Source organism: Parvibaculum sp. (assembly GCF_030651915.1).
In the GTDB taxonomy this organism is placed as follows: domain Bacteria; phylum Pseudomonadota; class Alphaproteobacteria; order Parvibaculales; family Parvibaculaceae; genus Parvibaculum.
The window spans coordinates 609,827-621,981 of the sequence record NZ_JAUSBV010000005.1 but is presented as its reverse complement, the minus strand read 5'-3'; the positions used below and the strand labels follow the sequence as shown (position 1 = coordinate 621,981).

The 12,155-nt window shown below is 64.9% G+C and carries 13 protein-coding genes; 5 read left to right on the top strand and 8 right to left on the bottom strand.

Going from position 1 to position 12,155, the window contains the following annotated elements:
- Positions 1-95 precede the first annotated feature (95 nt).
- The 4 genes from Q7V31_RS07315 to Q7V31_RS07300 all read right to left on the bottom strand — a co-directional run bounded on the left by Q7V31_RS07315 (position 96) and on the right by Q7V31_RS07300 (position 3,159).
- Positions 96-716 carry a ribonuclease HII gene (locus tag Q7V31_RS07315; RefSeq protein ID WP_304733373.1) on the bottom strand — a complete coding sequence of 207 codons (621 nt, stop codon included), beginning with the start codon at positions 714-716 and terminating at the stop codon, positions 96-98.
- 59 nt (positions 717-775) lie between these two features.
- Positions 776-1,177 (bottom strand): VOC family protein, encoded by a 402-nt coding sequence (locus Q7V31_RS07310; RefSeq protein ID WP_304733959.1) that lies wholly within the window; start codon positions 1,175-1,177, stop codon positions 776-778.
- A 60-nt stretch (positions 1,178-1,237) separates the two neighbouring features.
- Entirely contained in the window at positions 1,238-1,678 is a 441-nt protein-coding gene (locus Q7V31_RS07305) for a GxxExxY protein (RefSeq protein WP_304733371.1), read from the bottom strand.
- 260 nt (positions 1,679-1,938) lie between these two features.
- Positions 1,939-3,159 (bottom strand): PA0069 family radical SAM protein, encoded by a 1,221-nt coding sequence (locus Q7V31_RS07300; protein ID WP_370690637.1) that lies wholly within the window; start codon positions 3,157-3,159, stop codon positions 1,939-1,941.
- A 252-nt stretch (positions 3,160-3,411) separates the two neighbouring features.
- Between Q7V31_RS07300 and Q7V31_RS07295 the strand changes: the two genes are divergently transcribed.
- The 4 genes from Q7V31_RS07295 (at position 3,412) to Q7V31_RS07280 (ending at position 6,039) form a co-directional block, all read left to right on the top strand.
- Positions 3,412-4,119 carry a TIGR04283 family arsenosugar biosynthesis glycosyltransferase gene (locus Q7V31_RS07295; RefSeq protein ID WP_304733370.1) on the top strand — a complete coding sequence of 236 codons (708 nt, stop codon included), beginning with the start codon at positions 3,412-3,414 and terminating at the stop codon, positions 4,117-4,119.
- A gap of 241 nt (positions 4,120-4,360) precedes the next feature.
- Complete coding sequence (locus Q7V31_RS07290; protein ID WP_304733369.1) at positions 4,361-4,963, top strand: TIGR04282 family arsenosugar biosynthesis glycosyltransferase; 603 nt, start codon at positions 4,361-4,363, stop codon at positions 4,961-4,963.
- The gene (locus Q7V31_RS07285; RefSeq protein ID WP_304733368.1) at positions 4,960-5,718 is read left to right on the top strand and encodes a class I SAM-dependent methyltransferase; all 759 of its coding nucleotides are present in this window, start codon (positions 4,960-4,962) and stop codon (positions 5,716-5,718) included. The genes Q7V31_RS07290 and Q7V31_RS07285 overlap by 4 nt, the downstream gene beginning before the upstream one ends.
- 75 nt (positions 5,719-5,793) lie before the next feature.
- The gene (locus Q7V31_RS07280) at positions 5,794-6,039 is read left to right on the top strand and encodes a type II toxin-antitoxin system ParD family antitoxin (protein WP_304733367.1); all 246 of its coding nucleotides are present in this window, start codon (positions 5,794-5,796) and stop codon (positions 6,037-6,039) included.
- Positions 6,040-6,315: 276 nt separating this feature from the next.
- Here Q7V31_RS07280 and mscL read toward each other — a convergent pair whose 3' ends face one another.
- The 4 genes from mscL to Q7V31_RS07260 form a co-directional block, all read right to left on the bottom strand.
- Positions 6,316-6,744 carry a large conductance mechanosensitive channel protein MscL gene (gene mscL / locus Q7V31_RS07275; RefSeq protein ID WP_304733366.1) on the bottom strand — a complete coding sequence of 143 codons (429 nt, stop codon included), beginning with the start codon at positions 6,742-6,744 and terminating at the stop codon, positions 6,316-6,318.
- Between the two features lie 92 nt (positions 6,745-6,836).
- Entirely contained in the window at positions 6,837-7,379 is a 543-nt protein-coding gene (moaB, locus tag Q7V31_RS07270) for a molybdenum cofactor biosynthesis protein B (RefSeq protein WP_304733365.1), read from the bottom strand.
- 67 nt (positions 7,380-7,446) lie between these two features.
- Positions 7,447-9,246: a lytic transglycosylase domain-containing protein gene (locus tag Q7V31_RS07265; RefSeq protein WP_304733364.1), complete on the bottom strand. Its 1,800-nt coding sequence runs from the start codon at positions 9,244-9,246 to the stop codon at positions 7,447-7,449.
- A gap of 105 nt (positions 9,247-9,351) precedes the next feature.
- Positions 9,352-10,227: a uracil-DNA glycosylase family protein gene (locus Q7V31_RS07260; RefSeq protein WP_304733363.1), complete on the bottom strand. Its 876-nt coding sequence runs from the start codon at positions 10,225-10,227 to the stop codon at positions 9,352-9,354.
- A gap of 223 nt (positions 10,228-10,450) precedes the next feature.
- Here Q7V31_RS07260 and Q7V31_RS07255 point away from each other — a divergent pair, with 223 nt between their 5' ends.
- Positions 10,451-12,118, top strand: coding sequence for an electron transfer flavoprotein-ubiquinone oxidoreductase (locus tag Q7V31_RS07255; RefSeq protein ID WP_304733362.1), 1,668 nt, complete (start codon positions 10,451-10,453; stop codon positions 12,116-12,118).
- Positions 12,119-12,155 lie beyond the last annotated feature (37 nt).

The window sequence follows — 12,155 nt, the reverse complement described above, 5'->3', positions numbered from 1 at the left end:
ATTGGGGGGCATGATGAGTCGGCGCGGAATCGTGGTCAATAAGCTTTTTGAATCAATAGGTTAATGGATTCGCGGGACACAAGATCGAGTCCCTCTCAGGCAGCCGGACTCAACATCTTGCGTATAGGGGCAAAGCTCGAACGGTGCGCCGCGCAGGGCCCGAGGCTGGAAAGCGCTGCCTGGTGCGCAGCCGTGCCGTAACCCTTGTGGCGCTCGAAGCCGTAGCCGGGATGGGCGCGGGCGAGATCGCACATCGTCCGGTCACGGACGGTCTTGGCCGCGATCGAGGCGGCGGCGACCGACAGCGACAGCGCGTCGCCCTTGACGATCGCCCGCGCCGGGCAGGCGAGATCGGGCAGGCGGTTGCCGTCGATCAGGGCGAAGTGGGGCGCGGTGCCGAGCGCGGCGACGGCGCGGGACATGGCGAGCATGGTCGCCTTGAGGATGTTGAGGCGGTCGATTTCGGCGACGCTGGCCTCGCCGATGCCGATGGCGGCGGATTTTTGAAGCTGCGCGAAAAGATCTTCGCGCCGCGCCGCATCGAGTTTCTTGGAATCGTTGAGGCCGGGTGGAATGCGGGCCGCATCGAGAATGACGGCGGCGGCGACCACCGGCCCCGCCCAGGGCCCGCGTCCCGCCTCGTCGACGCCGCAGACGATGAGGCGCGGATGCCCGGCCTCAAGCTCGAAGCGAAAATCGGGAAGCGGGTTTTTCAAGGCGCGCGGCATGGGCCGGAGTGTGCCGCGAAAGGGGAGGCGATGCCAGTGCGCGGCGCTCAGGCCGGCGTCACCACGACGGCGTCGGCGCTGCGCGTCGAGGCCCCGTGAAAGACCGCCTCGATATTGTTGCCGTCGGGGTCGAGGACGAAGGCGGCGTAGTAGCCCGGATGATATTGCCGCTCGCCCGGCGCGCCATTGTCGCGCCCGCCGGCGGCCAGCGCCGCCTTGTGGAAGGCATCGACCATGGCCCGGTCCCTGGTCTGGAAAGCGAGATGAACATGCGAAAGCGCCTCGCCGTGGCTGACGAAAAGCTCGTCGGCCTCGAAGAAATCATCGGTCTCCATGCCGAAGGGCACGCCGACAACGCCGAGCACCGCCTTGTAGAAACGCTTGCTGGCCTCAAGATCGCGCACCACCAGATGCAGATGATCGATCAGCCGCCCGCAACGAAACTCCATCATGAAAACCTCCTCGGGTTGTCGGTACAGGACAAAGCGCGCTGTGAAACAAACGATGAGTCAGGAAACCTTGTTCCGGTTCACGCGGAGTTGCGACGAGGCGGATGGCGAGAGATCGCTGACGATCCGTCGCACACCCTCTTTCAACGTGGGCGCGCCAAAGTTGATCAACAATCCGACCGGAAGATACAGAAGTCGCAGATAGGTCAAGACCTGCTTTGAATGAACCGGTAGCAGCACTTCCACGGATTTAATCTCAACCACGACCCGAGTGTCCACCAGCAGGTCGATCCGGAAACCATCGGTGAAACGCATGCCGTCATATTCAAATGACACGGCCTTCTGCCGCTCCACGAGCAAACCGCGACGCCGAAGGTCTTTTTCGAGTACCGCTTCATAGACAGATTCCAGCAGACCGGGGCCAAGACCTTTGTGCAGCTTGTAAGCTGCGTCGACGATTTCGCCGGTCACTTCATCGAGTTCTCTGATCTGGACTGCCATATCTTTAATACCTGAATCCTGGGTCAGGGTCGTTTTTGGCACGCGGAGACGCGGAGGCGCGGAGAAGAGATATGGAAGTTACGAGGGCTTTCGTTCTCCATGCGGCGTCATAACAAATTCAATTGTTGCGCCTTTGGCGCGAAGAAACCTTCGGCGGCGAAGCCGCCATCAATATCCGGTCATGGCCACCCATATATCGGCACCTGCTGCTTCCTCTTCTCCGCGCCTCCGCGTCTCCGCGTGCAAAAACCTTTTCTTCCTTAAAGCAGGGCCAGTTGTTTGCCGCGGCCGGGGACGAGGAAGCGGGTGCAGTCGAGGGTGCCGGATTTTTTGGCGATGCCGAGTTTCTTTGTGGCGAGTTCGAAGCGCCGCGCGAGTTGCCAGGCATAGGGGCCGTCGCCGCGCATGCGTTTGCCCCATTCCGCATCGTAATCCTTGCCGCCGCGCATCTGGCGGATCAGCGACATCACATGGGCGGCGGCGTCGGGCTTGTTTTCCTCCAGCCATTCGCGGAACAGGTCTTTGATTTCGAGCGGCAGGCGCAGCAGGATGAAACCGGCTTCCTTCGCGCCGGCATAGGCCGCACCGGTCAGGATTTTTTCCATCTCGCTGTCGGTCAGCGCCGGAATCACCGGCGCGACCATGACGCCGGTGGGCACGCCGGCTTGCGCCAGCATCGAGATCGCCTCCATGCGGCGCGCCGGCGTCGAGGCGCGCGGCTCCAGCATGCGGGCAAGCTTCGCATCGAGCGTCGTCACCGAGAGATAGACCTTGACGAGATTGCGTTCCGCCATCGACGAGAGAATGTCGAGATCGCGGGTGACGCGCGCCGATTTGGTAACGATGGTGACGGGGTGGTTATAGGCCGACATGACTTCGAGAAGGCTGCGCGTGATGCGGTAGCGCTGTTCGATCGGCTGATAGGGATCGGTATTGGTGCCGAGCGCGATCGGCGCCGGGTCGTAATTCGCCCGCGCCAGTTCCTTCTCCAGCAGCGCGGCGGCATTGGGCTTGGCAAACAACCGGCTCTCGAAATCGAGACCGGGCGAGAGGCCCATATAGGCATGGGTCGGCCGCGCGAAGCAGTAGATGCAGCCATGCTCACAGCCGCGATAGGGATTGATCGAACGGTCGAAGGGAAGATCGGGCGAGGAATTGCGCGTCAGCACCGCGCGCGCCGTTTCCGAGGTGACATGGGTTTTCAGCGGCGGCGGCGCATCGAGCCCGCCCCAGCCGTCGTCGAGCGGCTCGCGGGCCTGTGGCTCGAAGCGGCCGCTGGTATTCGTCAATGCGCCCCGGCCGCGGCGGCCGTTCTCGGGCAGAGGGGTGGCACGGACCCTCGGGGGGTACGAGGGGGGCCCCGCGGGGGACGGGGACCGGGTCCGTGCATCCGGGCCGCTTGCCGCCACGGGGCCAATCGGGGAATTGGCGGGGGCAGGGGCGGGGCGGCCGGAGCGCACTGATTCGTGACTCGAAGACATGCGAGGAAGATAGCAGATGGCGAGAACATAACAAGAACATTTTCGATATGGTGTGTGGCTCCCCCTCACCCTTCCCACCGTCGCTGCGCGACGATGGGCCCCTTCCCTCTCCCCGGAGGGGAGAGGGGAATTTAAAGTGCACAGGCAAATTCCATTCTGATCCCTCTCCCCAGCGGGGAGAGGGAGGGAGCGGGCGTCAGCCCGCGGAAGGGTGAGGGGGCGCCCCGTTTTGCGAAAGAAGACCCGCCCGCTATGTTGCCGCCCATGCTGAGCGTGGTGATCCCGACCCTCAATGCCGAGAAGACCCTGACCCGGACGCTGTCGCCGCTGGTGACGGCGGCGGTGCGCGGGCTGGTGCAGGAAGTGATCGTCGCCGATGGCGGCTCGGTGGACGAGACGCTGGAGATCGTCGAGGCGGCCGGCGCGAAACTGGTCAAGGCGCCGCGCGGACGCGGCACGCAGCTGGCGGCCGGCGCGGCGGCGGCGCGCGGCAACTGGCTGCTGTTTCTGCATGCCGACACGGTGCTCGATGCCTCATGGATTGCCGAGGTCGAGAAGCTGTTCGAGCAGGTCGAGGAAGGCCGTTTCCGCGACCACGAGATGGCGGCGGCGTTCAAATTTGCGCTCGACGATTTTTCGGGCTGGGCGCGTTTTCTCGAATGGATGGTCGCCTTGCGTTGCGCGCTGCTGCGCCTGCCCTATGGCGACCAGGGGCTGCTGATCAACCGCCGGCTCTACGACCGGATCGGCGGTTATCGCGATCTGCCGCTGATGGAAGATGTCGACCTTGTGCGCCGCATCGGCCGGCGGCGGCTCGTCATGTTGCGTTCGCTGGCGGTGACATCGCCGGCGCGCTATCTGAAAGAAGGCTTCATTGCCCGCTCGTTCCGCAATCTCGGCTGCCTCGCACTTTACTATCTGCGCGTGCCGCCAAGGGTGATTGCGCGGTTGTACGGGTGAGGGGCGTGTTGACGCTTCGTTCATCGCCACCCTCCCCTGGGGGGAGGGTCGAACGGCCGCAGGTCGTTCGGGGCGGGGGCTCTGACTCTCCCGAGCGAAGCCGCTGTCGATTGCATTCTGGATTTCCGCCGCGCCCCCGCCCCAAACGTCACGTCTTTGGCAAAGCCAAAGCCGCGCCGTTTGACCCGCCCCCCAGGGGCGGGTGGAAAGAAATAAATTCATCGGAAAAGTCCGTACACGCATGTCCCTCGATCCGCAGCTCGTGATCATGGCGAAGACGCCGCTGATCGGCCGCGTCAAGACGCGGCTGGCGCGCGATATCGGTGGCGTCGAGGCGGTGCGATTTTTCCGGACGGCGTCGGCGGGGCTGATCCGGCGCCTGGCGCGCGATCCGCGCTGGCAGACGGTGCTGGCGCTGACGCCCGACCGCGCGGTGCATGAACCGGGCATCTGGCCGGACGGCCTGCCGCGCGTCGCGCAAGGTTCCGGCGATCTCGGCGCCCGCATGGGGCGCTTGTTCCGCGATCTGCCGCCGGGGCCGGTGGTAATCGTCGGCGCCGATATTCCGGCGATCGAGGCCGCCCATGTGGCAGCCGCTTTTGCGGCGCTCGGGCGTCACGACGCGGTGCTCGGTCCGGCCGAAGATGGCGGCTACTGGCTGGTCGGCCTGAAGCGGCGGCCGCGCATCGCCGATATTTTCAACGGCGTGCGCTGGTCGAGCGTGCATACGCTGGAAGACACGGAGCGGAACATCCGCGCGGCGGGACTGAACCTGGCGCGGCTCGAAAGCCTCGCCGATATCGACACCGGCGCCGATCATGCGCGCTGGCGGAGGCGTGCATGACCGACGATCTCGACCCTTTCAAGGTCTTTCTCGACGTGCAGCTTGCCCTGCCGCGCAACGGGCCGGGAAGTGCGGCCTCGACCGCGCGCGCCCTGGCGATGCTGCCAGGCTTGCCCGAGGCGCCGCGCATTCTCGACATCGGCTGCGGGCAGGGCGCCTCGACATTCGATCTCCTGCAGCTGACGAAAGGTCATGTCACGGCGGTCGATCTCTACGAGCCTTTTCTCGAAAATATGTCGGCCCGCGCCGAACGCGAACGTTGGAGTGAGGACCGTCTGACGATGAAGCGCGGCGACATGGCGGCGCTGCCGTTTCATGACGGCGAATTCGATCTCGTCTGGTCGGAAGGCGCGATCTACCTGCTCGGTTTTGCGCGCGGGCTGAAGCTCTGGCGGCGCTTCGTGAAGCCCGGTGGCTATATGGCCGTCACCGAATGCACATGGCTGACGGATGAGCCCTCGGCGGAGACGAAGGCCTTCTGGGGCGCTGCCTATCCGGGGATGGGAACGGCGGCCGAAAATTGCGCGGCGGCGGAACGCGCCGGCTATGAAGTCGTCGGCACCTTCACGCTGCCGCCCGAAGACTGGTGGAGGGAATATTACACGCCGATGCGGGCCCGGATCGCGACGATGCGCGCGACATATGGCGCGGCGGCGAAGGAGGTGCTCGACGAGGTCGAGGCCGAGATCGGACTCTTCGAGCGCAATCCCGGGCAGTATTCCTATGTGTTTTATGTGTTGAGGCGGTTGGATTGAAGCCGATGCGCGCGGTGTCAGTCCGGTTGAAAATACCAATAAATATTATATATTGGTATTGAAACGGAGATTGCCATGGCAAAGAACACGTCCATTTCCCTTGGGGACCACTTCAGCGACTTTGTCGAGAGCCGGGTGGCGCATGGCCGCTACGGTTCGGCGAGCGAGGTCGTGCGCGCCGGCCTGCGCCTGCTCGAAGAACATGAAACGAAAGTCGAGGCCCTGCGCGCCGCCCTGATCGCCGGTGAAGAAAGCGGTCCGTCCTCGTCTTTCGATTTCGACGGTTTCCTGCGCGAGAAACGACAGCCGCGATCGACATGAGCGCCTATATTTTCTCGCCCGCTACCGGTTAGAGGGGCAGGTTTTTATCCAAACCGCCTCTGACACTTTGCCTTCCCCCTTTTTCGTCATGGCCCGCTTTATGCGGGCCATCCACGTCTTGGCGGCAAGTGAAAGAGGAAAAGAAAGACGTGGATGACCCGGACAAGCCGGGTCATGACGATTAAATTTGGATTCGAAAATTAAACCGGACAGCAGTGGCATAAAGCGGGCCATGACGAAAAAGTTGAATCGCTGCGTCAAAAAAGATCGCGAGCCCTAACCCTTCCCCCGGATCGCGTCGCGGATTTCCTCCAGCAGCACTTCCTGGCGCGGCGGCGCGGAAGGTGCCGGCGCCTCGCCACGCGCGATGCGGGCTTTCAGCGCGTTCATCTGCTTGATGACCAGGAAGAGCGCGAAGGCGACGATCGAGAATTGCAGCAGCGCATTGATGAACTTGCCATAGGCGATAACCGGCACACCGGCCTCTTTCGCCGCATCGACGGTCGCCGGGCCGTTCTCGGCCAGCGTCAGCGCGATGAAATAGTCGCTGAAATCGACGCCGCCCATCAAGGCGCCGATCGGCGGCATCATGATGTCGTCGACCAGCGATTTGACGATGGTGGTGAAGGCCGCGCCGATGATGATGCCGACGGCCATGTCGAGCACATTGCCCTTGAGGGCGAAATCGCGAAATTCCTTGAACATGGGGTCCCCTCGCAAATGACGCGGACGATTCGCGCCGCGAGGACCAGCGTGACGCGGCAGCCGCGCCCAGACAATCGGCAAAAACCGGGCGCTTACTTGCGCCGCTTGTGTTCCTCGAGCCGGGGCATGATCTCGACGAAATTGCAGGGCCGGTAGCGATGGTCGAGCTGGTGGACGAGGATCTCGTCCCAGCCATCCTTGCAGGCGCCTGGCGAGCCCGGCAGGGCAAAGAGGAAGGTGCCGCCGGCAACACCGGCGGTGGCCCGCGACTGGATCGTCGAGGTGCCGATCTTGTCGTAGCTGACGCGGTGGAACAGCGCCGAGAAGCCGTCGATCTCCTTGTCATAGACCGACTTGAAGGCCTCGGGCGTCACGTCGCGGCCGGTGAGGCCGGTGCCGCCGGTCGAGATGACGACGTCGATCCGCTCATCGGCAATCCAGGTTTTGAGCTGGCCGCGAATATGCACCGTGTCGTCGGGCACGATCCGGCGCGCCGCCACCTTGTGGCCGGCCTTTTCGATCCGTTCGGCCAGCACATCGCCCGATGTGTCGGTCTCGGGCGTACGGCTGTCCGACACCGTCAGCAGGGCGATGTTGAGGGCGATGAAGTCGCGGGTCTCGTCGATGCCGGGCATGGGGCGGCCTTTCGCGGGAAGCGTCTGAGCGCCTCCTATAGCGGAAAAAGACCGGAGAGTCGCAATGTTAGCGGATGCTCGCCGTTGCCTGCTCATAGACCGGCCAGGTGCCGGCGGCAGACGCATCCAGCGAACCGACCGGCGTGCCGAGGCGTTCGCTGTAGATCCAGTAATTGGTGACGACGCGCTCGATATAGCCGCGCGTTTCGGCGGCCGGGATCGACTCGATGAAGAGGAAGGGATCGCCCTTGAAGTCGATGCTGGCCAGCCAGCGGTTGAGATTGCCGGGCCCGCCATTATAGGCCGTCGTCAGCATGAAGAGATTGCCGTAGGGCTCGCCGGCGCTCATCAGCTCGGCCAGATATTCCTGTCCGAGCGTGACATTGAAAGTTGGGTCGAGCAGCTTGTCGCGATTGCCGGCGGCCAGCGAGCGGTCCTGCGTGATGTGGCTCGCCGTTGCCGGCATGATCTGCATCAGCCCGCGCGCGCCGGCATGCGACATGGCGTCGGAGCGGAAGGCGCTTTCCTGCCGCATGAAGGCCAGCAGCAGTGCGCGGTCGACCTTGTAGCCGTTCGAAGGCTTGTAGTCGGGCACCGGGAAGAGGCCGGCATTGAGTGCGATGCGGCCGCCCTTGCGGGCCGATGGCGGCAGATGCGCCGCATTGGCGACCTGCAACTCGACGGCCGGCAGTTTGAAATCGCTGGCAAGCGCGATCAGCGCCTGATCGAGCGCCGGGTCGACATGGGCATGAGCGCGGATGAGTTCCTCGCCGGCGAGCTCGCGCTTGCCGATCTGGAACAATGCGACGGCGCGCGCCACCTGTTGGTTGGCGGTCAGTGCGCGGAAGGAGGCGGCGTCGAGACGCGCTTCCTGCCAGTCGATGCTGAGATCGCGGCCGAGCTGGCGCGTTGCCAGCAAGCCGTAGAAGGTCGCACCCGTATCGGCCGCCAGTTCCAGCATCGGCGCCACATGTTCGGGCTGTTTCTCGGCCAGGAAGGCGCGCGCCGCCCAGAAGCCGCCGGCGGCGCGTGTCCAGGGATTGGCGGCGGTCGAACGCGCCAGCCGTTCGAAATGCCGCGCCGCGGCGCCGTAGTTCTCCATCCGCCAGGCGGCAAGCCCGGCATACCAGTCGGCGCGCGGCACCTCACGGGCATGATGGCGCAGGATTTCACTGGCCAGCACATAGGCCTTGTCGTTTTCGCCTTCGAGGAAATAGGAGGCAACGACGCGCTCCATGACGCGGTCATATTCGACCGGCCTGAGCGCGGCGCGCGCATTGCCGCGCTTCAGCCAGGCATGGGCGCTTTCGGCCTTGCCCTCGCGCACCATGCGGCGCACCTGATTGTCGATTTCGCGAAAGCGCGGCGAGCGGATATCGGTCTCGCCGTCATCGACCGCATAGACCGCATGGGCGGCCTGCCGCCATTGCCGGGCCACCGGCCGGGCGGGCAGCGCGGCCGAGGCCGGGCGCTTGCGCAGCGCCAGCTTGTGAATATCGGCCGCGCCCGGATGATCGCCATAAGCGGCCATCCAGTCGCGCAGTTCGGCATAGTGTGTCGTGTAGTGCCGGCCCATATATTTGACGTAGAGCACATGGCCCGTCAGGCGCCGGTCCTTGAGCTGCGCGGTGAGCTTGTCGGCTTCCTTGAAATTGCCGCGCTCGGTGGCGGCGAAGATCTGGCGGTAGAGTTCGCGGTCGGCGCCGGTCAGGATTTCGGGGCTCCAGATCCGCGCCGCCGGCACGGCCGACGTCCCGGCATGGGCCGTCGAGATCGGGGCGAGCAGGGCGGACAGCATCAGCAGTGCGAGGCCGGCCAGCGCCGCCGGCCGCAAAAGCTGTCCCTGCCGCATGGCTGCGGTTCTCATCGGCTTGCCCCCGGTTGCTGGTGCCCGCATCTTAGCGGGCAGGTCCGGTCCGGCAAGCGCGCCGTGCCGGAATGGAACAGGAACAACGGTTAAAAACATCAATGGTTAACCGGCGGGCCCCGCCTCAAGCCGCGCCTTCAGCGACTGAAGGTCCCGCCAGGCCAGCCGTTTCTGCGCCGGCTGGCGCAGCAGATAGGCCGGATGAAGGGTCGGCAGGGCCGGAATGTCGCGGCCGCCGACACTATATGTCGACCATTTGCCCCGCAGCCGGGTGATGCCGGTATCGGTGTGCAGAAGCTGCTTGGCCGAGACACCGCCGAGCAGCAGCAGCACCTCCGGCGCCACCAGTTCGATATGGCGCTCGACAAAGGGCATGCAGACCGCATGTTCGGCCGGTGTCGGCGTGCGGTTGCCGGGCGGCCGCCAGGGCAGCGTGTTGACGATGTAGACCGATGTGCGGTCGAGGCCGATCGATGCCAGCATGCGGTCGAGCAATTGTCCGGCGCGGCCGACGAATGGCAGGCCCTGCAGATCCTCGTCGCGGCCCGGCGCTTCGCCGATCAGCATCAGCCGGGCTTTCGGATTGCCGTCGGCAAAGACCAGGTTCTTCGCCGTGTAGCGCAAGGGACAGCCTTCGAAACTTTCGAGCGCGGCGCGCAATTCATCAAGTGTCTTGCAGGCCGCGGCGATCGCGCGCGCCCCTTCGGCCGCGCGCGCATCGTCGAGCGGCAGGGCGGCGGGCGGCGTGGCGCGGGGTGGGGCGGGCGCAGGCGCGCCGCGCGGATCGGCGCGGGGTGTGTGGCGCGGTTCGTTGCCGGCAGGCGGCGCTGTCACAACCGGCGCGCCCGCCTCGTCCAGCATGTAGCGGTCGACCGGCGCCTCGCAAAGCGCCTCGGTGACGCCGGCCTCGAGGTAAAAGGCGAGCAGCGCCGCCGCTTCGTCGGGCGTCAGGGGTTCTGCGGCGGGGCCGGATCGGTTCATGGGTCGCCTTGCGGGAGACGGGTCTCGGGTTTGACGCGGTTGGGCGGCCACCTACACTCAATCGCGGCGGCGGCCGGGTCGAGAGTAACATGCAATTCACGCCGCCGTGGACCACCGGCCCGATATATTGACCAACGGGGCCATACGCACCATAACGGACCCCGATTTTGCGAGGGCCGCGGCGCGGGAGGCAGCGCCGGGCGGCCGGACGAGGAGAGGCTGAATGAGCGAGCAGGGCGAACGCGAATATATGGAATATGACGTTGTGGTCGTCGGCGGCGGCCCGGCCGGGCTGTCGGCGGCGATCCGGCTGCGCCAGCTCGCGGCCTCGGAAGATTTCGACCTCTCGGTCTGCGTGATCGAAAAAGGTTCCGAGGTCGGCGCGCATATTCTCTCGGGCGCGGTGATCGATCCGATCGGCCTCGACACGCTGCTGCCGGACTGGCGCGACATGGGCGCGCCGATCGACACCGAAGTGACGGCCGATCATTTCATCTATCTGGGGCCGGCGGGCGGTTTGCGCGTGCCGAATTTCCTCTTTCCGCCGCTGATGAACAATCACGGCAACTACATTGCCAGCCTCGGCAATGTCTGCCGCTGGCTCGCCGAACAGGCCGAAGGGCTTGGCGTCGAGATCTATCCGGGCTTCGCCGGCGCCGAGGTGCTTTACGGCGAGGACGGCGCGGTGCGCGGCGTCGTCACCGGCGACATGGGTGTGGCGAAGGACGGCAGCCACAAGGACAGCTACACGCCCGGCATGGAGCTGCGCGGCAAGTACACCTTCTTTGCCGAAGGCGTGCGCGGTTCGCTGTCGAAGGAGCTGATCCGCAAGTTCAAGCTCGACGAGGGCCGGGAGCCGCAGAAATACGGCATCGGCCTCAAGGAGCTCTGGCAGATCGATCCGGCGAAACACCGCAAGGGCCTGGTGCAGCACACGATGGGCTGGCCGCTCGACAATTCGACCGGCGGCGGTTCGTTCCTCTACCACTTCGGCGACAATCTCGTTTCGGTCGGCTTCGTGGTTCACCTGAACTACAGCAACCCCTATCTCTCGCCCTTCGACGAGTTCCAGCGCTTCAAGCATCATCCCTCGATCGTCGAGACCTTCGAGGGCGGCAAGCGCATCGCTTATGGCGCGCGCGCCATCACCGAGGGCGGTTTCCAGTCGGTGCCCAAGCTGACCTTCCCCGGCGGCGCGCTGATCGGCTGCTCGGCCGGTTTCGTCAACGTGCCGCGCATCAAGGGCAGCCACAATGCGATGCTGACCGGCATCATGGCCGCCGAAGCCGCCTTCGAGGCGGTGAAGGACGGGCGCCAGGCCGACGAACTCGTGGCCTATACGCAAGCCTATGAGACGAGCGCGGTCTACAAGGACCTGAAGCGCGTGCGTAACGTCAAGCCGCTCTGGTCGCGGCTCGGCACCTTCTTCGGCATCGGCCTGGGTGCGGTCGACATGTGGATGAACAATCTCGGTCTCGGCCTGCCCTTCACGCTGAAGCACAAGAAGCCCGACCACGCGACGCTGAAGAAGGCGAGCGCCTGCAAGCCGATCGTCTATCCGAAGCCTGACGGCAGGATTTCCTTCGACAAGCTTTCCTCGGTCTTCATCTCGGCGACCAATCACGAGGAAGACCAGCCGGTCCACCTGAAGCTGAAGGACCCGGCCATTCCGATCGCCTACAATTTGCCGAATTACGACGAACCGGCGCAGCGTTATTGCCCGGCCGGCGTCTATGAGGTGATCCGCGACGCCGATGGCGCCAATCCGCGCTTCCAGATCAATGCGCAGAATTGCGTCCACTGCAAAACCTGCGACATCAAGGATCCGGCGCAGAACATCAACTGGACCGTGCCGGAAGGCGCGGGCGGGCCGAATTACCCGAATATGTGAGCGCGCGCCGCCAACACGCCTGTATCCGGCGCGTCTG